General features: G+C 43.9%; 20 protein-coding genes. 8 read left to right on the top strand and 12 right to left on the bottom strand.

The window, feature by feature from the left end; genetic code table 11:
* Positions 1-13: 13 nt before the first annotated feature.
* A complete protein-coding gene (locus FD723_RS18805; RefSeq protein WP_179066688.1) occupies positions 14-2446 on the bottom strand; it encodes a hypothetical protein in 2433 nt (810 codons plus the stop codon).
* A 147-nt stretch (positions 2447-2593) separates the two neighbouring features.
* Between FD723_RS18805 and FD723_RS18800 the strand changes: the two genes are divergently transcribed.
* Positions 2594-2899: a hypothetical protein gene (locus tag FD723_RS18800; RefSeq protein WP_179066687.1), complete on the top strand. Its 306-nt coding sequence runs from the start codon at positions 2594-2596 to the stop codon at positions 2897-2899.
* On the opposite strand, the gene FD723_RS18795 is transcribed toward FD723_RS18800, so the two are convergent.
* Genes FD723_RS18795 through FD723_RS18785 form a run of 3 tightly spaced genes read right to left on the bottom strand, consistent with a single transcriptional unit; the run spans position 2889 to position 4167 of the window.
* Positions 2889-3371: a lysozyme gene (locus FD723_RS18795; protein ID WP_179066686.1), complete on the bottom strand. Its 483-nt coding sequence runs from the start codon at positions 3369-3371 to the stop codon at positions 2889-2891. The two genes, FD723_RS18800 and FD723_RS18795, sit on opposite strands and share 11 nt — an antisense overlap.
* A gap of 46 nt (positions 3372-3417) precedes the next feature.
* A complete protein-coding gene (locus FD723_RS18790; protein ID WP_179066685.1) occupies positions 3418-3699 on the bottom strand; it encodes a hypothetical protein in 282 nt (93 codons plus the stop codon).
* Positions 3700-3702: 3 nt separating this feature from the next.
* Positions 3703-4167: a hypothetical protein gene (locus FD723_RS18785; protein ID WP_179066684.1), complete on the bottom strand. Its 465-nt coding sequence runs from the start codon at positions 4165-4167 to the stop codon at positions 3703-3705.
* A 48-nt stretch (positions 4168-4215) separates the two neighbouring features.
* Here FD723_RS18785 and FD723_RS18780 point away from each other — a divergent pair, with 48 nt between their 5' ends.
* The 3 genes from FD723_RS18780 to FD723_RS18770 are packed head-to-tail and all read left to right on the top strand — an operon-like array spanning position 4216 to position 5702.
* On the top strand, positions 4216-4536 hold the full coding sequence (locus FD723_RS18780) for a hypothetical protein (RefSeq protein WP_179066683.1): 321 nt from the start codon (positions 4216-4218) through the stop codon (positions 4534-4536).
* Between the two features lie 27 nt (positions 4537-4563).
* The gene (locus FD723_RS18775; protein ID WP_179066682.1) at positions 4564-4962 is read left to right on the top strand and encodes a hypothetical protein; all 399 of its coding nucleotides are present in this window, start codon (positions 4564-4566) and stop codon (positions 4960-4962) included.
* A 2-nt stretch (positions 4963-4964) separates the two neighbouring features.
* Positions 4965-5702 (top strand): pentapeptide repeat-containing protein, encoded by a 738-nt coding sequence (locus tag FD723_RS18770; protein ID WP_179066681.1) that lies wholly within the window; start codon positions 4965-4967, stop codon positions 5700-5702.
* Between the two features lie 205 nt (positions 5703-5907).
* Here FD723_RS18770 and FD723_RS18765 read toward each other — a convergent pair whose 3' ends face one another.
* Positions 5908-8073, bottom strand: coding sequence for an NACHT domain-containing NTPase (locus tag FD723_RS18765; RefSeq protein ID WP_179066680.1), 2166 nt, complete (start codon positions 8071-8073; stop codon positions 5908-5910).
* Between the two features lie 140 nt (positions 8074-8213).
* Between FD723_RS18765 and FD723_RS18760 the strand changes: the two genes are divergently transcribed.
* Entirely contained in the window at positions 8214-8501 is a 288-nt protein-coding gene (locus FD723_RS18760; protein ID WP_179066679.1) for a hypothetical protein, read from the top strand.
* A 30-nt stretch (positions 8502-8531) separates the two neighbouring features.
* Here the strand turns inward: FD723_RS18760 and FD723_RS18755 are convergent, their stop codons facing one another.
* The gene (locus FD723_RS18755) at positions 8532-8732 is read right to left on the bottom strand and encodes a hypothetical protein (RefSeq protein ID WP_179066678.1); all 201 of its coding nucleotides are present in this window, start codon (positions 8730-8732) and stop codon (positions 8532-8534) included.
* A gap of 129 nt (positions 8733-8861) precedes the next feature.
* Here FD723_RS18755 and FD723_RS18750 point away from each other — a divergent pair, with 129 nt between their 5' ends.
* Positions 8862-9920 carry a pentapeptide repeat-containing protein gene (locus tag FD723_RS18750; protein ID WP_179066677.1) on the top strand — a complete coding sequence of 353 codons (1059 nt, stop codon included), beginning with the start codon at positions 8862-8864 and terminating at the stop codon, positions 9918-9920.
* 140 nt (positions 9921-10060) lie between these two features.
* On the opposite strand, the gene FD723_RS18745 is transcribed toward FD723_RS18750, so the two are convergent.
* From FD723_RS18745 to FD723_RS18735, 3 genes are all read right to left on the bottom strand, one after another.
* On the bottom strand, positions 10061-10633 hold the full coding sequence (locus FD723_RS18745) for a DUF6516 family protein (protein ID WP_179066676.1): 573 nt from the start codon (positions 10631-10633) through the stop codon (positions 10061-10063).
* A complete protein-coding gene (locus tag FD723_RS18740; RefSeq protein WP_179066675.1) occupies positions 10599-10865 on the bottom strand; it encodes a hypothetical protein in 267 nt (88 codons plus the stop codon). Before FD723_RS18740 ends, FD723_RS18745 begins: the two co-directional genes overlap by 35 nt.
* A 272-nt stretch (positions 10866-11137) precedes the next feature.
* Complete coding sequence (locus FD723_RS18735) at positions 11138-19054, bottom strand: tape measure protein (RefSeq protein ID WP_179066674.1); 7917 nt, start codon at positions 19052-19054, stop codon at positions 11138-11140.
* Between the two features lie 100 nt (positions 19055-19154).
* Here FD723_RS18735 and FD723_RS18730 point away from each other — a divergent pair, with 100 nt between their 5' ends.
* Complete coding sequence (locus FD723_RS18730; protein ID WP_179066673.1) at positions 19155-19577, top strand: hypothetical protein; 423 nt, start codon at positions 19155-19157, stop codon at positions 19575-19577.
* Positions 19578-19605: 28 nt separating this feature from the next.
* Here FD723_RS18730 and FD723_RS18725 read toward each other — a convergent pair whose 3' ends face one another.
* The 3 genes from FD723_RS18725 to FD723_RS18715 are packed head-to-tail and all read right to left on the bottom strand — an operon-like array spanning position 19606 to position 21034.
* Complete coding sequence (locus tag FD723_RS18725) at positions 19606-19905, bottom strand: hypothetical protein (protein WP_179066672.1); 300 nt, start codon at positions 19903-19905, stop codon at positions 19606-19608.
* Between the two features lie 32 nt (positions 19906-19937).
* On the bottom strand, positions 19938-20420 hold the full coding sequence (locus tag FD723_RS18720) for a hypothetical protein (protein ID WP_179066671.1): 483 nt from the start codon (positions 20418-20420) through the stop codon (positions 19938-19940).
* Between the two features lie 2 nt (positions 20421-20422).
* Entirely contained in the window at positions 20423-21034 is a 612-nt protein-coding gene (locus FD723_RS18715) for a hypothetical protein (protein WP_179066670.1), read from the bottom strand.
* Between the two features lie 220 nt (positions 21035-21254).
* On the opposite strand from FD723_RS18715, the gene FD723_RS18710 reads away from it, so the two are divergent.
* Entirely contained in the window at positions 21255-21500 is a 246-nt protein-coding gene (locus FD723_RS18710) for a hypothetical protein (RefSeq protein ID WP_218651743.1), read from the top strand.
* The last annotated feature ends 13 nt before the right edge of the window (positions 21501-21513 follow it).

Genomic DNA, 21513 nt, shown 5'->3' with positions numbered 1-21513 from the left:
TCAGCACTCAGCACTACAAAAGCCTGTCCCAATCCGCCTCGTCCCAAGTCCCTGATTCCCAGGTGGGAGATGATTGCAAGGCATTCCAAGCGCTTTCATCCACGCCATCCCAGCTAAAATCTTCCCAATAAAGCGAGGCATAAGCTCCTGTGCAATCGCCTCCAAGCCCCATTCCTCCAAGCAGCAAGAAGCCGCCCGTACAGCTTCCCCCTATACCTAATCCCCCTTGAATCACTGCTGTAGTAGTGGTCAATAGGTATGGATAGGAAATGCATTCTCCCCCTAATGCCAGTCCTCCAGATATCGTTTCAATTTCTGTATAGGGGAGTGTAGTAGTCCCTGGAATTACTACACTGCCGTCAGCCGGCAGGGTTACGCCGTTGATTATGACGTTTCCATCTGGTGTAATCGTCACATCACCTACTACAGCGTTACCTTCCGGCGTGATAACCGCACCAGGGACGATCGCACCATTAATAGTCAGCGTACTTTCACTAATTACAATCGCCCCAACAACTGGAATTGCTGATACCGACTGCCCTACCCATAAGCCATCACAACTCCACAATGCCTTCTGTGCCGTGACAACCCACGATACCCCATCAGCTAAATAATTCTGGGCTGTGCCGTCAAACTCAACTACATTTACCCCAAATAGCGGCTGATACGCACCCAGTAAGCTATTGGGGATTGCCCCCGCCATTTCTTGCCCCTGCCACCTGGCTCTGAGTAATTTGCCTTCACGCTTGGCGATCGCCTCAAGCTGTTTATTAGCGCTGCTGTCACTGCTTATGAAAAATTTTTCATGAGGTACTGTAATCCCTGCCAAAAATTCCACATTATAGGTGCGCTCGCGTTGTTTGAAATTGCCGCTACATGGATCTTGGAATAGTGCGGTGTAGGTAACAGGATTTTCCTCGATGCGTCCCGTAGTTGGGCGGCGCTCGGCCGCGGGTGGCGTTTCTTGCCCTGAATTAGAGCGGCGTTTCTCACTAGAATCCCACGTTAAACCTAATTTTTGTTTCGCCCTCTGGTTCACATCATCAGGATATTCAATCGCTGTGCCGCCCTCAGCCTTCACCGTGGGTAAAAGCCGATAAGTTTGGTACTCCCAGGTGTATTTATCAACTTGTTTCCATTCTTCATACTTATACTCAGAAGTCACAAAATACTCTGGAATTGTCTGCCAATCATCCCAGTTTTCGTTACTCCCATTCAACAGAATTACCGCAAGCTCTTTAGTCTCAGTTACTTTATTCAAAACTACTTCTTTAGAGCTATAGGTATAGGTTTCGGTGACTTGCTTCGTATTTACCAACCCTACGAAATTACCCACAATAAAATCGGGTCTAGCTTCTTGAATTTCTGCCAAATATTGGGATTTATCTGTATTAAAAATAGTAATTTTCTGAATTAATTTTCCGCCAGCTTCAACTTCTTCAAAGCTTGATTCTTCAATTCGTGATTCGCCTAAAAATAATCTAAATAATTCTGGGGGTAAGTTTGGAGGAGTCGCAAATTTATCCCAAAAAACTCTTGGAATGATTAATCCCCAAGGTTTCTCGGTGTTTGAAATGATGGTAAATTTGCCCTCAAATTCCTCCCATTTTTGGATTTCCGTGACTCTGTTAATCACTATCAACCCAGTATATGTAGGGTCAAGAATCGCCGGGGAGCCGTATTGCTCGGTGACAGTTTCACTATCAAGCTCAATCTCCCGCGTCACCATCTGCGTACCTACAGCTTTCACTTTCTCGCAAGGTGATTCCGCCCCACCCAATCGGCGATACCAAAGCTCATTCTCGCCAACTATCAAGGAAACTAGAGATTGAGTTGATTCGACATTAACCACAGAGATTCTGAAGCGCTCTTGATTATCAATCCACCCAACTCGATTACTGGCGTACAGCAATTTCCCAACAGATTGTAAATAGGAACCTGAAAGATTTAAAGGGTAATTGTAGAGCGTACTTGGTAAATTTCCAGTGAATGCAGTGATTCCAGCTTCACTTAATAGCTTGGTTATTACATCTCCTGCAATTTGAGAGCCACTAGGCTTGTTGTCTGCCTTGTCTGGGTCTGTGGGTTCTTTGAAATTAAGAAGTGTGATTAAATCACCAACTTCTAAGGTTAGCTGCTGCTTTTCTACATCATATTTAGGGGTAAGTAGCCGCAGTGTCCCCCGTGGGTGGCGTGTCAGACTTCCATTGGTATCAGCAATATCCAGAGTTACAGGTTTTCCACGGCAAAAAGCGCCGGGACTTTTGCGATCGTCTAGGGATTGAGTAAATCCTAGAGCCTTCCCCAGCACAATCTGCCCAGTGAAAGTAATCAGCCCAGATTGATCCAAGTGGCTATCACTGCCCTGGAAGGAGATAAGGCAGGGAGTGTAATCCGTGCCTCCTATAAGTAAACGGACATTTCTGGCTGATTGGTTGGCGGACATGGGCGGCGCAAGGCGATATCTTCAAGCCCATGATTCCTATTCTTGAGTTACGGATTCACCAGTATATTAAATTACTAAGTCACCACTATGACGCCCAAATAGTTACGTTGTTATATTTGAGCGGTTAATGATATAGGTGCATTCATTATGGCAACTCCAGACTTTTTAGATAGATTGGTTGGTATTTTTCAAAACGCGATCGCATCCACCCAAGAGAACGCACAGCTAAAGGCTGAAAACGCGCAGTTGAAGACTGAAAACACAGACCTACAAGCGAAGCTGGATGCCGCTACAGCAGCAAGCACAGACCTGCAAACAAGGCTTGACGCAACTACTGCTTCATTAAACGAAGACGAAATCGAGAAAGCTAACACAGCAACTAAACTGGCTTCTTTAGAACAGCTTGCATCTCAGCTTGAATCAATCTCAACTCCTGCTACTGCTACTGCGTGAGCCAAAGATGAGCCTCTGCAACCCGTCTGCGGCGTAAACCCGCTTCCACGTTACTGCCTGGATTGCAGTACAGAGAGAAAATCCTTGTTACTTCCTTGGCATCGCTCCATTGGTCAGAATTTTTCAGCAGTCTACTGATGCTGCTAAAGCCTGATGCAAGGTAAAAATTAGCACCCAAATTGTAACCAAAACTCAAGATCGCCCCTTTCTGGTTTGTCGTCAGGTCATTCCAAGAGGGGATTTTCTGTAGGGGAGGTAGGTAATCTTTCTCTAATTGAGTAATTAGCATCTCATCAGCTTGGGCTTGGGTAATGCTTTCTCCCAAGTGCCAATCACTGCCATCAAGCTTTTTAGTAGCGCCCCAGCCGATAGTTATGGGTTTGCCTCCGGTGCGCGGATCGGGGTAAGCGTGGAGGTTGCAGCCCTCGAACTCTTTAATTAGGTCTATGCCAGATGTTGGTAAGTTTGTCATTATGAGCGATGTCTACGACGAGCTGCGCTAACGCAGTGGAACACGCTCATGATTCCTTTGGCGGGGAAGTTATCTCCCTGTAAGACACAGTTACAGAGCAACTAGAGTTGATAGTTGGTAATAAATGCTTGCGAGCATACTTATCAAGCGGCTTGCTCCAATTGCTATAAGCCTCCCTATCTTCTACTGTCCATTTAACTGAAACAATGACTTGGGTTAAAATCTCTTCAGATTCAAAAAAAGGCAGCCAGTGTTGGCGATGGTAGACAATGTAACCTCCATTTAGCAAACTGCGACGAAAAGCAAGCACCCATCGATAAAACAACATAAGTCAAGCCTTATCCAACTCTCTCAGTACAAAGCTTGCTACATAAGGATATAACTGATTCTTCTGCCACTGACTTTTCGGCTCAAGCATCCGAGCATAAAATCGCGCTGGATAAGCTACGCCACCAGTGAAAGAGGTTTGCTCCCCTCCAGGGACTATTGCCCTTGAGCGATACTGCTGCTCAATAAAATCTTGAATACTATCATCAACAATGATTCTGTAATTGCCTTGAGTGCGGCGGAGGCGATCGCATTCCCCAAATATCCCCCCAATCGCATACCACTGCTCGTAAGTCACCATCGCGCTGATTGTCCAAATATGCTTCGGCTCGTAAACCGGGCCAGAATCCAAGGGCGTGCCGACAATGCTGTATTCAGTTTGTCCGGTGTCGGCGAGAATGCGATCGTAATTGATAAATCGCTTGAGGGTGACAGAGATGCTGCTGATGGAGAGGGTTAGCTGGCGCACGTTAAGATTTAAGGTTTAGAGGCTAAATCAGATTTCCTATTTACCTTTATGGCTGGAACTGAACTTTTTCAATGGCTTGAGGATAGCTTCACGCACCACCATACTGTGCAGTATGAAAAAGCAAATATTGACGATAGGTTTTCTGATAAAGAGAAAGTAGCGCTCACTCTACCTTTTAAAGCTTATCGGGCTACAGGGACAATTAATGGTGTGTTGCTAGCAGTGATTTGGCTGGATGAAAAAGATGAGGCAATCACTTATCTTGACAAGATTCTTGAGGTGAGTTCAATGCAATTTTTCCATACTTTAACCGCTTATAGTTTTACAAATCAGGAGCATTCCTTAAGAAAGAAAAGTGATAGAATTTGAGCGCATCTGCACTCATGCTATCTCTGGATGACTCAATCACAAAGCCCTCAGACTCCTCCTCAAAAACCACCGAAGCAAACAAAAGCAGGTCAACACACAGAAGAACTTCTTCTTGGCATCTGGGAGCCTGTGGATTTGCTAGGTCAAAGCTTGATGGGGGATTACTGGAAAATTGTTTATCTCTCTATTCAGGATGCGATCGCCCTTTATATTCTTTTAAAAATTCCAGATTTACTTGGACAATTGATTTTGGGCAAAAGCTTTTCTGATTTTGGTGTTTGCCTTCAAGAAAATGCTTTAGGTGCTTCACGTTATGCCTGTTTTATCATAGTGACATCAGACTTTTTGTTGTGGATCGTGATTGCGGGTCGAATAATTGGTCGATTCTGGGCAGATTTGAATGATTTGAGAAACGGCACAAAGTAAACATGACTCTGCAAAACCGTAGAAATATCAATTTTGATGATGCCAAAGCCGGACTGAGTTCGCTAGTTAAACAAACGGCTCTGGTTGGTGTTGGTTTTCTACTCATGTTGCTGCTAACTGGAGGCAATCCATCAGCACTTGTCGTCGGGTTTAGCGTTTGTTTAGGCATTATATTTGTTGCTTGGAGTGAAAAAGACCGACTTACAATCTCTCACAGAGAATCTGAAAGCCAAAACCCGCTTTCTCGGAATAATTTAGTTGACGATGCTGAACCACGTAGTAAACACCAGCCCATCCTAATTGGTGGCGACCTGATCAGTGCCAACCTTAGTGGTAAAGACCTGAATGGGAGAGACCTGAAAGGTAGAGACCTGAATGGGAGAGACTTGAGCTTTGCCAACCTGAGCTTTGCCAACCTGAGCTTTGCCAACCTGATTCGTGCCAATCTGAGTAGTGCCAATCTGATTCGTGCCAATCTGAGTAGTGCCAATCTGAGTAGTGCCAATCTGATTCGTGCCAATCTGAGTAGTGCCATCCTGAGGGGTGCCAACCTCGGCGGTGCCAACCTCAGCGATGCCAACCTCAGCGGTGCCAAACTCAACGGTGCCAACCTAGACGATTCTATTGTCATGAATGCTTTATTTGGAAGCAGCAAAGGTCTCACAGAAGATATGAAACGTGATCTAGAAAAACGAGGAGCAATTTTTGGCGATCGCCCTCCAGTTCTGAGCCAAAGATAAGAAAGCATTCCTGAAAAATTTTTCATAACCCCACACCCATAACTTGACCAATGTCCAAACAAAAACCACCCTTTATCGGGTGGGTGTTTGATGATTCTGTTTCAATGGCTCAAATGAAATAATAGTGATCGCTTTAATCACTAGCGATCGCTCTTAGGTGAGGAAAAGGTAAACCCCTTGACGACACTTTGAAGTTTGTGAAAAATTATTCAGGATTGGTAGTTTTAACTGGCAACAGCAATGTATCTTCAATCTGCTGTCGCACTTCTCGGCTCACGTAACACTCGCTGTTGAGGCAATCGATTAGTAGTAGATTTCCGTTGTAATAATGCTTCAACAATTCCTGTTGGGAATTGCTGAATTCCCAATTTTGACAAATGTTACCGTGTTCAACCATGACTGCTCTGAGTCTTTGATCCCAAGTTTGACCATTTTTCTGCCACCAACGCTCGTATGTTTCTAAATCTCCCTCTGGGTTAGGAAGTTGGTTTTGAAGTTTTTGAAGCTTACACTGAAATTCAGAATTGTGAGTTTGTTTGAGAGCAAAAGTGAGGTCGAAGGCAAGGTCTCGGTCTAGGTTTCGGAAGAACGTGAGGTCTCGCTCTAGGTTGAACTCTTGGGCAAGCTTGAGGTAAACATAAAAAGCTCGAACAGCACTAGATTTATAAAGAGATTCTACAGAACGAGATTTTTCATTAACCCAAATGAGAAATTGCAGCAATTTTTCATCACCTGTTAGGAATACATCAATCCGCTGTTTCATTAACAGTAGAAGGTCATCGGCATCTGTCAAAATCCCTACAGTCAACAAAAAGACTTCTCGCCAACGGTTGTCAGTGATATGACTGACTAGCTGTTGAAACACTTGCTGAGGATTGCGACTGAAAGCGATATATCTAGCAGTGAAGAACTCATGAAATGTCAGATGGGAAAATGAATAAATTCTCTTTGCTCGTTCTACTAGTAATCCATGCTGTGCCTCAATCGATTTCAGCACTGCTATGCTGTCTAATAGTATTGCTTGTGGATCGGCTTTGGCATCAGGTAAATTTTGGATGTAATTACTGATATATCCTTCTACAAGCCTTTCTTTGAAAAAGTAATTTCCTTCCTCGAAAGTTTCTAAGGCAATTTGGCTGAGGAGGTCTGCTTTACGTTTATGGGAGAGTTTTTGGTAAACCTGATCGCGCTCAATGCTACGCATACCATCCCATTTTTTTAGCAATACATCTATTCCTTCTTGATAAAGCTCAGAACGGTTAGAAGGAAAATTTGTAGATTCACCAAAAAGCAAGCACAGTAGTGTCAGAAGCAAGGGATTGGTTGCCAGTTCTTTAATCCGCTGATTTTCCTGGAGTTTTTGAATTAACTTTTGGGCTTTTATGGAATCTTTGTTCTGAAACCATCTGGTAACAAAATCAGTAATTTGCTGGTCGTCAAAGTCAGCAATCTCAACTTCAGTAAAGTGTTCAAACTTATATTCATTTGCTGCAATCCGGCAGGTCATCACAAATGAGTTGGCATCGTACTGAGTCGAAAAGTTGCGAATTTCATTTAAAACTCGGACATGATCTGCTTGCCTTACTTCGTCCAGCCCATCCAGTAGCAATATTGCTCTACCTTGACGTAATAGGGTTTCAGCTATCTTTTTGTCTGAGATATCGTGACGAGCAAGCTGGTGATTTATGTAATGCAACAAACTTGGTTGCTTGGGTTCTTCAGCAAACTCTTTAAGAGTAATGAAAATAGGGACACAATCTGCCAAAAACCGCTCTGAGTTACATTGCATTGCTATTCGCTTTAAAAAGGTTGTCTTGCCTGCCCCCGGTTTTCCTAAAATCATCAGTTTGGAGTATTGTTCAATAGCTTCCAAGCCTGGTACTCGTTTTGCCAGAACATGACTCAGCCCAAAGCGCTCAAAATTTGCTGGGTTGCAATTTTCTAATAGTTGAGACAACTCCAAATTTTGGCGTCCTGTAATTTTTTCCAAAATGTTTACATCGGTGTAAATGTTGTTTAGCCTGAGCGGCTGAGTCATGTCCAGAACGCGTATCCATCCACATCGCTTTTGGATATCTGCCCTCACTTTTTCACGTACCTGTTGCACCAAGGCATTGATGTTAAGGGTTTTGGCTTCTTGTTCCTCTGCTTGAACTCTGCCAATAAGCTCCTGCCAATCAAGTTCTAACTTCTGGCAAATCTTAACGAAGATATCATTGCTTATTGGTTTAGCACCAAAGAAATTATCAACAGGTTGGCGGCTTATTTCCAATTCTCTGGCTAACTGTTGTTGACTCCAACCTTTACCAGTTAGAGCAGTTTTTGCTTTTTTGATACCTGCTGGACATGCCCGGAGCGAATTTTGCGGCATAACTTCATGCGATAAGCCATACCAAATTTTATGCTAAAAGCCAAACTTATGCCAAATTCATGCTGTGACAAAGCCGAGTGTTGGCTGAACTCTAAGCGCTCAACTGCGAGACTTTAAGCAGTTGAGTGATGGATAATTTTATGACTAAGCTGACAGTATCTTCTAGCTCTGAACGCAATTTTAACCAAGAGATAGTTAGGGAACGTCTACGCCAAGCTCGGTATAGTTTTAACCTTGCACTAATCGCTACTGGACTGTCTGCCTGCATTGGCTTTATTGGTGCTGGACTTTTACTCACAGGGAGAGTTACAGAAGGAAGCATCACCGCCACTGGAGGAATGGCTGCTAGTGTGCGATGCATTCGGTTTGCCAAGGAAGCCAACGATAGACTTGACAAAACTTTAGTCGAGCTTAACGACGCTCCTTAGAGAAGTGCCCTATTACCGGAGGGCGATCGCTTAGGCTTGATAGCGATCGCCCCCCAGTTCTGAGTCCAAGATAAGAAACATCCTGAAAAATTTTTCATAATCCCCAACACAAGAGCGATCGCTTTCAATAAGGAAGAAGTTAGTCAAAAAGGGATTTGGGTAAGGGCTTACGCTCTTGCTAAAAAATTTTGGCACACCTCGAATAAAGCGATCGCTCTTATGAAGTTGCACGCCAAACTTTTCTCAGTGAGGAATTGCTTGTGTAGATGAGATATTGGTAGATTAGAACTAGTAAAAATATTGCGTTAGTGCAGTTTGATGGTTAATTTTTCTACTATCGACCCGATAATCATGCCTTAAATGCTAAAGAAGCTGATACCACGACAATCTATTCCAGTCGAATTAATTCAGGCTAAGGCTTATGAGATATGGGCAACTCGTGAACGCAACAAAGAAAGTGGCACTTCTGAAGATGATTGGTCTAATGCAGTAAAATTTCTAAACCAACATTGGTGGTTTGTTACTTTATGGAAGATAGACAAACGATATCAACAATTAAAAGTCTCTGCTACAAATTCAATAAAAAATGCCATATCCTTTAAAACTTTAAGCCAAGCAGTAAACGCTTCAGTACTGATTGGTGCAATTACGTTTATTGCTGGTGAACAACAGCGTCGTGATGCACAAGTTTACCAAGCATGGCAGGTTATTAGTGCGGCGCATGGACAGCCTGGTAGCGGTGGGAGAATACAGGCATTGGAATTCCTCAACAGTGAACCAATGAGAATCCCTTGGTTTTGGTTGCACTGGCAGAGGGAAAGTTTATCTGGTTTAGAAGCACCAAATGCTTACTTGGTTCCTTCTCGTGATACTGAGAAAAAAGGCGGGATTCAACTTTTTCAAGCAAACTTGACTGGAGCCAATCTAAAGGGGGCAAGCCTGCGTGGAGCCAATCTAAAGGAGGCATACCTGACGTTAGTCAATCTAAAGGGGGCAAACCTGAGTGGAGCCAATCTAAAGGAGGCATACCTGATTGCAGCAAATTTACAGGCGGTATACCTGGGTGGAGCAAATTTACAGGCGGCAGACCTGGGTGGAGCAAATTTACAGGCGGCAGACCTGGGTGGAGCAAATTTACAGGCAGCAAACCTGAGTGGAGCCAATCTAAAGGGGGCATACCTGATTGCAGCAAATTTACAGGCGGCAAGCCTGAATGGAGCCAATCTAAAGGGGGCATACCTGATTGCAGCAAATTTACAGGCGGCAAACCTTAGCGATGCCAAGCCTCAAGAAGCTAAATATACAGATAACAGTACTAGTCGTGAAACCTGTAAAACTTATGTGGAAAACTACCCCTGTCCCACCACCTTCCCCTCTAATTTTGACTCGAAAGCAGCAGGGATGAAATTATTAAAGTGATAAGCTTTCGGGCGCTCGCAAGTCATTGGATATAGGAATTTTGGCTCTCTGCTTATAGCTCCCAGGATCAGCACCAAAATAACCATACCTGAAAAATTTTTCAACAGTTATCGCGTCATGGTCAGGTTGTTTTCATTGATCTAGTCCCACCCAAGCCCTAGTATAGGATAGCCATCTGCGTCATCCACGTAATTGGCTAATTCATCTCTGTTATCCCAGTACCATTCTTCTAGTTCAGTTATAAACTGGCCTAACGTTGGCCAATTTGCATAGCCTACCCAAGTGAGTTTATCCCATTTTTGCTGATTAGCACGCCAGTTAAAGTTGTGTTTGTGATGGCTGTCTGGATGTCCAGAGTTAACAACAAAGTAGTCATCCAGGTTGTCATATCGAAAAATATTGCCTACCCCCTGCACTGACGCATTATAAGCGTAAGAAACAGTTTGAATCACAGGGCTGTCGTCAGAATTGCTTAAAACATCTAAAAACTTGTCTACTCTTATTAATGTTTTGCCTCGACAACCTATTTCACCATTCAAGCGAATCTGAGGGACATTTTTACCCGAAACATCATCAAAGCGTCGCCAAGGAGAAAATTTTAGAGTGTGGTCATTAATAAAATGAGAATCACGAAACTGGTTGATCACAGTTTCGTGAATTTGTTCATAAGCAGAAAAATTATTGGGGGCGTGAACACCTATATTTGTTTTCAATTTGACCTCTAGTCTTCAAAAGCGCTAGCCAGCTACAAATGTCAGGAAAATTAGATGCTTCGCCTGTTTGTAAAGCTTGACGCATATCATCTGAAGACATTTTATACCGAGATTCATACGAACGGATCTCATCATTAACTTGCTTAATCCAAGCTTCTATTTGTTCTGACGTTGGGCTAACCGCAGCTTGAAGCAAGGCATCTACGCGCTCACCCTTCTCCTGCTTAGACATAGAGGAGAATTCAGTTAACCTAATTGAAGTGTCGATTACTGCCATGCTGCCAACCCATCCTTAAGAAGCTAAACCCATTGCACTTCTTAATTCCAAGATACCCAAATTTGGGGACAACTTCAGCTATCTTGTGAAAGAATTTAAGAAAAATTGTTAAACTTGGTGCTACCAATCAAAGCAAACACAACAGCGTGTAATGCTCGTGCAGGGACTTAGATGTATATTGTGGCAACCAAAGAGTGACTTTTTATCCCTGGAAAATTTTACAATCTTCACATTCCCGCCCCCACAACCTGACCTCTTGAAAAATTATTCATCAGTTTCGCCGCGTCATCTACAGGATTGGGGGATTGAACGGTCAAGCTTCTTGGTGTATTGGCGAGTTGCAAGATGCGATCGTTCAGGGTAGCTAGCTGCTGCTCAATTCCCTGGTTCGCCATCTTCAGTGCCTCTACGAACTGATTACCACTACCGGACTCACGCGGTTGGATACTGGATGAATTTATGGCTAGCGTTGTTTTGTCCTGTGGTGGAATATCAGCTTTGCCTGTTTTGGGTAAGACTGCTTTTTGGCTCGGCAATTTCATCTCATCCCTCTGCCGTTGATAAGCATCAAACAAGTTTTCTCCCGGCTTCAGGTCAAGTTTGGGCATCTGGTTAATATCAATTCTTTGGGGAAGCGCAAATTCTGGATTAACTCGCGCTTTTGCCTCTGCTTCTGACAAATTTATCGGCTTACCTGCTTGGGCGCTGGACTCTACCAAATTCAGTGCAGTGGTGCGATCGCTTCTATTGATAGTGGCTTGCAAGCTTGAAGTTTCCGCGCCTTGGACTGCTTTTTGTTCCTGGATCGCATTGGCAGCAATCTCAGGTTGATCGTTGAGATTGGCTTGTGCGCTGGCGATGCGTTCATTGCTGAGTCCGATTTGTTTATTGGCAATCTCCAGATTGGTTTTAGCCGTTTCAATGGCGATCGGGTCTTTTTTGGCGATCGCAATTTTCAACGCTCCCTCAGCCTCATTTTTGGCTTTTTGGGCTGACAATTGTGCTGATTGAGCTTCATACAGAGCAATTTGAGCAGCAATCTTCTGGCGCTTGAGGTCGTTCTCTAAAGTTTTACGTTGGAATTCTTGCTCCATTTCTAGAGCCTTCTGTTTTCTACTCTCAATCTCATTTTCAATCTGTGCTTGCTTCTCCTTAATCCGCAATTCTAAATCTTCTGGAGTGTCGCCACTGCTAGACTTGGTGACTGTGGCAGGGGTGACAGTCACGCCGCCACGAGGAGCAAACCCCAGTTGTTCCAATTGAGCTTTAATAGCTGCCTTGACTTGAGGTTTGAGCTTAGGATCTTTAAGCTTTTCTACCAATGCTAGGGCATCATCGCCATCAGCTTTTTTATTCTCCAGAGGTGCGATCGCCGCGTCAGACAAAGCTTTAGATAAATTACGGCGAGATTGCTCTAATCTGTTGGTTCGTTCAAGACTCTGGTTATAAAGGTCAAGCTTTGATTTTGATTCATCAAGCTCGGAAGTCTGCTTTTTAAAGCGGTTTTCCTCAAGCGCCATAATGCGCTGAATGTTATGCTCTACGGTCTCGCGGTATTTTTCTTCAGCTGTAATTTTCTGATCAACTACCGCCAAATTAGCCGAGGCAAGTTCCTGATTCAGGGCATATTGCTCCAGCACAAAATCTCTGGCATCCTTAGACCCTTCCTTGTATAGCTGTTTATTTTGGGCGATACGGACTTGAATTGACTTGACGCGATCGCTTGCCGTAGTAGCGTCAATCTTGGTTTGAGCAAGTGCGAACTGATCTTGAGCCTGACCAGTTAAACCAGATGAGAGCAATTTCTCTTTAGCTTTACGAGTGCTATCAGTGGCACGGGTAGCTGTTAGCGCCTCAGCTTTTTTATTAAAAAATTCAATTTCCTTGAGTCGCCGCGCCAAGACTGCTGACTGAACAGCCAGTCTATTCTCAGACTCCTGTTTCTCCAGATTGGTTTGCTCGGTGGTCAAGTCCCGCTCACGCTTGGCGAATTCCTCGGCAGATATCGCGCCTTGGTCGTAATAGGTGCGGAGTGCGGATAGTTGCCCATCTAAGCTTTTTTGTTGACTTCGCGTACTGGCTAATTGAATCCTGGAAATCTTTTCATTAGCGACTTCTTCAGTTAAAACCTTGGCTTCGAGCGCTCGTTTGATGCCAGTAATATTTTGATTCTCAGTCTTGGTAGTAGCAGCACGAGAATTAGCCGCCGACTCATCAATACTGAATAGGGAGTTATCCTGAGTGGTTTGTTTGACCTTCAATTGTGATTCACTCAGTCCCACCCGCGCTTCAGAAAGCTTGTTTTTCTGCTCTCTGGCAGACTTGAGCTTTTCTAATATCCCCTTATCAGCTTCATCTGTTGTGTTTTTTAGCACATCATCAATTTTGGCGACTGAGGCATCTGGGGCAACTCCCAAGCGCTGCAACGTAGTCTGGAACCCACTAGCGTTAACTGTCGCATCAGTTGCCTGTACAGCTTTTTCTAGGTCGCCGACATTGGTTTGATTCTTGTCCCGTTCGGCGACAGCATTTTGTAAAGCAGCATTGCGAGTGGCAAGTTTATTGGTGGAGAAGCCTTTGAGTTGAGTGGAGGCGATCGCAACTCGTTCATTGTTGAAGCGTAGTTCGCTCTTTTCTTGCCCCTCAGCTAATGCCAAGTTGAGTTTCCGCAATGATTGAGTAAATGCCAGTACTGGATCAATCCGCAATGACCCTAGCGCTGTCTCCATCTCAGCCTTGAATTGCTTGAGCGGTTCAAGTTGTATTTTGAGGTTTTGGCGCTGTTTGTCAGCTGCTGCTTCCCCACCCAAAGCCGCAATATTATCAGGATTATCGAGTTGCTCTAACTGCGATTTAATTGAATTAATCTTCTGAGTTGTGCGGTTGAGTTCCAGGGTTAAGGGTTTAGCCGCATCGCTACGCTGGTCATTGAGTGCGGTTATTTTTAGATTCTGAGAGTCAAGTTGCCGTTTAGAGTCAGCAGGGACAGCTTGACCTTTATCTACAAAGTCCCGTTTAATTTGGGATTGTAAAATTGCCCTTTGTTCCTCTGCGGCTTTGAGTTCGGCATCAATGCCGCGCAATTTTCCACCATCCCCAGTACCAGTTTTGAATTGGGCTAATCGATATCGTGCCTCACCCAAGGACTCACTGTTAGAAAGTCCTTGCTGTTCAATGCTATTGACCGTGCTATCTCTTTCGTATTGCCCGTATGTTTTAATTTTCTTGCCCAAGATACCGCCTGGAATTGGGCCTAAATCCGTATTTAGAAAACCAATCACTGAGTCCATAGCCCTACCAACGCCGCTAGTCGCTACGGGTTCTGTACCTTGGTTATCCTGTCCGGGATTGGGTTTTTCAAATGCTTTTTTAGACTCCTCTGCCGCTCGTTTAGCCGCATCAGCCGCCTTTTGAAAAGATTGCACTAATTCAGTATTAACTGCTTGGTTGAGCAAGTTAATCACTTCCAGAACTGCAAATATACCAGCCGTTAACTTGACTGAAAAAGAATTATTGATAGTCTGTCCCAAAGCCTGCATCCCACCGCCCAATGTGCCAGTGGCGAACTTGGTAGCAATCAACTGGGCAATCACGGCTTGCAATGCACCAACCATCTTCACACCTAGAGTCACCGTCACCCCAAGCAAAATAAATCCAAGTTCTTTAGCGACAGACGACAATCCCTTGAGGATGACAGCAAAAACATTTAACCCTGCTGTAGCAGCTGGTGAAACTCCCTCACCAATGCCCTGTTGCAAGCTAAGAAAAGCATTCTGTACCCCAAATATCGCACTTTGGGCATTACCCGAAGCGTCTTTAGCCGCATCCCCGAATTCTGCTTGCAATTGCTTGGCAAACTTAGGTAGGAAGTCTTGAGAGAGGATTTGCCCAGTATCCAGAAGGCGGGTAAATTCCGTCTCTGTCAATCCCATCGCCCTAGCGGCAATCCCCATCGCCCCCGGCAATCTTTCTCCTAATTGCTGCCGCAATTCTTCGGATGATACCTTGCCTTTAGAAATCATCTGGCTTAAAGCCAAGATAGTGCCTTGGGTATCTTCTGCCGACAAACTAAGCACGGTGCTAGCTTGCGAAATTCCCAAGAATATTTCACGAGTCCCTTTCCCTTCCAATGCCGAATTTCTTGATGCTGCGGCTAACTGTGTGAAACCCTCGGCCGAGGCTTTGAGCGGAACTCTTAAATCCTCAACAGTCTTGCGAACAAACGCCAGATTTTGAGCGCCACCCGCACTACCTCCTGATGCAAAATCAAGAGCGGTTTTGAGGCGATCAAGTTCGACAAATGCTTTGAAGGCATTAACTGAGATATCGGTAAATAGATTTTGGACGTAAGCGATCGCGCCAAAGGCCAAAAATCCTTTTACAAGCCCCGCGATCGCCTTGATCCCTTTGACCTCTAATGTGGAAAATTTAGCCAGTATGTTATCAATAAAACTAAATTTTTCTGGGGCTAAAGACGCAACATCAACGCCAATATCAATCTTGCCTTCAGACTGCATCTTTTTGAGATGATTTGTGTAGACATCGATTTCATGGTTGATGAGTTCAAATGGCAACCCAAGCTTTCGCAGGCTACCTTCTAATTCGCGGACTGCCCCACTTAAAAGCTTGAAGTTTTTATCTGATTGATTTTGCCCAAACTTGGCAGAAGCATTGCCTACCTTGCCAAAGGCATCTTGCAAGTTCAAAAGCGCTTTCGCTTGCTGAACGTTGGGGGATTCCCCTACCTTAGTGCCAACTAAATTAGCAATACCTTCAGCATTCTCCGTAATATACCGCGCCTTCTGAACAACGGCACTTTTCGATCTTTGCTTGAAAAACTGTTTGGGATTGTTGCGTATGCTGTTAACGACTTGTTCTCTTGCCTTTACTTTCGCTTCTACCTCTGCATTACTTGGCAAGCTTGGTTCTGTAATAGATTTTTCAATCCCTGCAAGTTGCTCTAATTCCTTGCGAACTTCCTCATCAATTTTGGCTTCCAAAAGTGCTAATTCTTTTCTTGCCTCTTTAAGACTTTTTAATTTAGTCTGAACTTTTTTGCCTCTAGGCTTGCCAATACGTGGCGATACAGATAAAAGTGCTGATTTAAGAGCAGCTAAAACTTTATCGGTATTGTCAGACATAGCAAACAGTTCTGTGCCTGAATCTGCCACATCATTAATAGCGAATAATTCAGATGACCTTTGTTTAACAGACTCAGTGTTTTTGACTGTAGTTGGAAGCTGGGACTTTTGCGCTTGTCGTAAAGCGGGAGAGTAGGATCTATATTGGCGCTCAATCGTCCCTTTGAATTGCCCAAGTTTTTTCCTGACTTGTGCTGATAAATCAGTGCGTTTTAGCTGTTCAGAAACAAATTGTATTTGCTGGTCAATATCTGTGAGAGTACTGCCAGCTAGTTCTTGATTCGTGACTTTGCGATCGCTTGGCTTGCCCTTGAATGATTGCTTGAGGTTGGCGGTGATTGTCTTCTGGGCTTGGGTAGCTCTTGAAATCAGTTCAGATTCGGATGGCAATTGAGTAGAGTCTGCGTTTTTCGCACTCTGCTGCCGAACTTTAGCGATCGCCAGTTTCTTTAATTGCTCTGGTGTTGATTCAATTTGAGAAACTATGCCACTAAGAGCAGAACCAAGTTCAGCTTGAAGCTGTCCGACTTCAACGGTAGTCAAAGACTCAATGTTGGCAGCTTTGTTTAGCAGGGGTTCTAAAGATTTTGACAGATCCTCAAATTGAGCAAAAACTTGAGCAATTTCATTTTTTAAGGTAGCTCCGTATTGCTCTACTAGTCCCTGCATTGGCTGGATTTTTTTGATTGACTCTATTTGCAGATTTTTAACTATTTTTTCTGCATTAGCTCCAGCCACACCAAAGGTTTTTTGAAATTGTTCAACAGCACTTTCTTTCTGAATTTTTGCTGCAATTTGAGGCGTGTTCCTAGCAGCAAATACATAGGCATCTGATTCTAATTTTCTAGCAGCAGGCTTTGCAAGCTCCGGCTGGGCACTAGTAGAGCCTTCTATATATTTACCAAACTGCCGTGCCTCTTGTGGAGTTGGAGTAGCTAAGGGGACAGCAGAAGTTTCGCCTGCCAACGGGTTTACTTTTCCAAGTCCAAATTGCAAAGCATGGCGTAACTCATGAACAAGTGTATCAATGATTTGCTGATTTAATTGCCCTTTTTGAATGAGTTCATGCACCTCTGGAGGTACATTGACTCGATTATTTTCTGGCGTGTAAGAGCCATATACACCAGGGCGTAATTTATTAGAAACAGCTAATTGTGGAATCATCCCCGCAGGGATTTCACCCACGCCAGATAATGCCGCAACTTGCTGAAAAATTTTCTGATAAGCAACAGGTAAGTTATCTTTTTGTGTTTTGTTTACTGGTGCTGAAACACCTAAAACTTCAGACGCTCTACCTATCCCTCCCAATTCTTGAGATAACTGCTCATACTCTTGCATCTGAGGAGCGATCGCTTTTTTTCTTTGCGATAACTCTGCACGTCTGCCGCTAAATTGCTTGTTAAGCTCTCTGCTAACAAATTTGGCTTGGACTTCCCCAAGATATCTAGCTTCCTGGAACTGCAACTCTCCTTTGGATATTTTTGAAGAGTCTGTGTCGGGACGAGGAATTGCAGCAAGCGCAGTTCTAATTTTGTCAGCTTTACCTATTTCCCCTTTAGCCTCAAGTTGAGCGGCGAGTTTTTCAAAAGTTTTGACCTGTTCCTCGTATTCTTTAATTCTTCTCTTGATCAATCGCTCAGGAGTCAGATTGACTTTGAATCTCTCAGCTATTTTTTGCAGTCGTTGTTGTTCGGCTGCGTAATCTGCGGCAAATGTCTGAGAATCCTGCTGAATACTTGGCAGAACTGCACCTATTTCGGCTCCTAGTTGCTTTAATCGTGCGGGTTTGCCCTGGCTTGTTACTCTTTGGTAATCGGATTGTATTTGCTCTGTTGCGGTTTGCTTATCTTTGTTTGCAGATGCAGACGATCGCGATCGCCGAACTGCATCAGCAGTAAATACCTTTTCTTCTCCTAATACCTGCCTTGTCTGTTCAGCTACTTCCTGCATCAAGCCTGGCATTAGCTTTTTAAAGGCTAGTCCAATGGATTCAACAATCCCTTCCCCGATTGCTTCTCCGACAATTGCACTGCTGCCAATGCTGCCAGATAAAGCACTTCCAATTGCGCTTTTTACGCCAGAACTAATACCAGAACTAAGTTCTTCTCCCAGTTTTAAGCCAGCACCCGCAAAAATAGTGCCAAGCGCAACTGAAGCCGCCTTCAAGGGCAGTAGCAGTACTCCCAGTAAGCCCGATCCAACACCAACAGCAGCTTTGAGTAATCCTCCAGTCAGTACAGCAAATATATTCTTGCTGGATGCACCACGAACACCTTTCTCGACGGCTTTGCTAATATCACCATCAATGGAATCAGTTTCTAGGGTGACTTTAGTTTTTTGTTGCAGTGGCGATTTTTTAGCATCAATATTTAAATCAAGCTTGACTTTAGATTTTTTAAAATAGTTCTCAATCTTATTGACAACACCCTTCAATTTAGATTCATCAACTGAATCCAAGCCCTGCATCAAACCCGCGATCGCATACTTACCAATTTCTCTGAAAACCTTCGACGGTGATTGAATACCCAGTTGTTTATTGACCGACTTAACCATCGACTCAATAGCCGATTTACCCGCGCCCTCAACTCCTGAGAACCCTTGAGTAAAACCCTCAGCAGCATATTTACCAATTGTCTCAAACTGCTGTTTTACCTTGGCTTCATCAACTTTAATGTCAACTGCGACAGGCGTTATCTTTGACAACCGCCGCAGCTTTTCTTGGAAATCTTTAACGTTGGGTGCTAAGTCAATTTTGATGGGGTCAATACTAGTTGACAGCTTTTTAATCTGCTGATCAAAAGTTTTTGTATCTATTTCAAGGGGGATAAAAACGGGTGAAACGAGTTTGGATAACCCCTTGATTTGTCGCTCGAAATCCTTAGTATCTAGCTTGATGCGATATGCGATCTGACCAGCGTCTTGCTGCTGTAACTTTGTTAAGTCACTGTCAAATTGGGAACGGTCAAGGTTTAATTTAATTGAGGCGGAACCAAGGCTTCCCATATTAAGGCGATCGCATTACGTCATGGTTTGGGTTCCCTGTTTGAGATAATGAAAGTGGTAAAACCTACCATTGCTAAGTTTCTCAATGGGTGCAAGTGAAATGCCAAAAAAAATACTAGTCACAATTGAAGGACGGACTCAATGCGTATCTGACTGGGCAAAAGAAAAAGGAGTCTCCCCCATAACAGTTCATCAAAGAATTGGTGAAGGATGCACCCCAGAGCAAGCAATTCTTAAAGGAAAAAGGACACGTCCACCACACTGTCCTGTGTGTGATTCGGTCAAAACAATATGGAGAGGCAGCACTACTCAATCTATTCGCTTTAAATGCAATGACTGTGGTAAGCAGTCGCGCATTCAAAATGGACAGATAATGGAACGGAAAGGAGCGAAGAAAAAGATAACTTTGTTTTTGACACCTAAAGCTTGGGAAAATATTGAAAATGAAGCACGAAATCGAGGTATAGGTATTGATGAATTAATAGAGGAGTTTGGACGGCAAATCAACTCCCATACCTCATGAAAAATTTTTCATGAGGCAGTCGTAAGAATCACCCTAGCTCAATATTGGCATTGCCTAACCTTTCCCGAAGCCATTCTTTATAGAGGTTAACCTCATTTTGCATTGATTGAACTAAGGCCTGATAATATTCTTCTTCTGTGAAAACGCCTTTGGCTATTAGCAGTGCTGCGAGTGCCCCTGTCTCAACCATCGTGCTATTCACACCTACCCTTAAATGCTTAGGGGTAGTTTCGCCTGGCTCGTAGTTCATTTTCATAGCTACGCCAGATTGCATGGCGTGAGCCAGTGCGTGATATTCCAGTCTGAGTTCGTCAATACTTTTAGCCATAGAAGCCTGTAGTTGCTAATTTTGGCATTATCTTAGCAACTAAGCGCAAACTCCCCTTCCAATACCCAGACTTGACCCAGTTCTGGAACTTTTACGATGCCACCATCTGTGATGATCGCCCCACTCACCCCATCAACAAATCCCAGCGGGAATCTGACCAACCCATTATCAACAACTGGCTGTAGCAGTACCAAACCCTCACCAATCCACACAAGAGGCGTACATGGATCGCCATTACGGGATTTGGTAAGTTTATCCACAGGGGCGATCGCCACTACCCACCCCGGCAACTTACCCGCGTCAGCCAAAGCAAAGAAGGCATTAGCAGCAGTTGAGGAAATGCGATCGCCCTCATCCTCAACAGGCGTGAAGTAGAAAAAGTCCGAAGGCTTGGCTGCTTCAGATTTAGGATCGCGGTTGCTATTTACGAAGCACGATGTGAGGGTAGCAATGCCCAATTCAGCCAAATGCAACTCCTCACGATGAAGCTTTGCGCCATAGTGCAGCGCTTGCAAAATTACCCAGGTTGGCTGACTACCAAACCTTCCTTCACCAAATCTTTCTTCCTGCGGCCAGTATCTTCGGCATCGCCAGTAGATTTCTGTCCAGTCGGGATCTCTGGGGTCGGTGTCGAGTTTCCCAAATCTTCTTCGGTGATTGGGGTTGCCTCTATCGGCCAGCCGGCTTCCTCATTTTTAGCGAATTCGATTACCAAATTCAGTAATTGCGGATGAATTTGATTAGGATCGCCAGTGTTCTCAAGTTTCCAGTCAGGCACTAACCGTTGAATTACGGCAGTAGCTAGTACCAAGCTACGGGCGGAAGAGTTTTCCTCTAGCAAATCTTGAAAGGTAACGAACTCTTCTAAATACTCTGCCAGTGACTCGCTATCGCCTTGAGTTAGAGCATTGTAAATATCAATTACTTTATTACCTGATTTAACAGCGATATCTTTCGCTAATTTCACGGCAGCAATGCGAATATCTGTTAGGTTAGCCGCTTTAATAAATAGGCGCTCGTTGGGACTAATATCGCCGTATTTTGGCAATTCTAAAATGCCAATAATATCATTGCCAATAATAGCTAGTTCAAATTCTTTAGGGGAAGTCTTAAAGGGAAGTTTTAGCATTGTCAGCTATCAGTCATCAGTTATCAGTAAACTGAGTTCCCGATCGCCAATAAAAAGGTGGCAACAAGCCACCTTACGAGGAGACGCAAAGATTAATCATAAAATCTTACAAAAAACGGGTGTGCAAGGACACCCGTAAAATTATTCCAAAAGACAAGAGTAATTTAAATTTAGAATATTATATTGCGCTCGCTCTTTATGCTAATGGCATAATAGTCAGGTGTCAATCATCATTAATAAAATGCTGGAAACCCGCCAACAACATATAGATTGGGTTAAAAAAAGAGCTTTAGAATTAGCACGGGCAGGACACGTAATAAAGGCAATGGATTCCATTACTAGTGACTTGCAAAAACATCCAGAAACTAAAGGACATTTAGCGCCTGAACTAGCATTGCAATTATATCTAGCTGGAAAACTTTCGACCTCTGAAGAGATGGTTAAATTTATTGAAGGAATCAGTTGAGATGTTAACTTGT

Origin of the sequence: Nostoc sp. C052 (assembly GCF_013393905.1) — a bacterium.
GTDB lineage: Bacteria > Cyanobacteriota > Cyanobacteriia > Cyanobacteriales > Nostocaceae > Nostoc.
The sequence above is the reverse complement of the archived record's forward strand: the minus strand, read 5'-3'. Positions and strand labels throughout refer to the sequence as shown.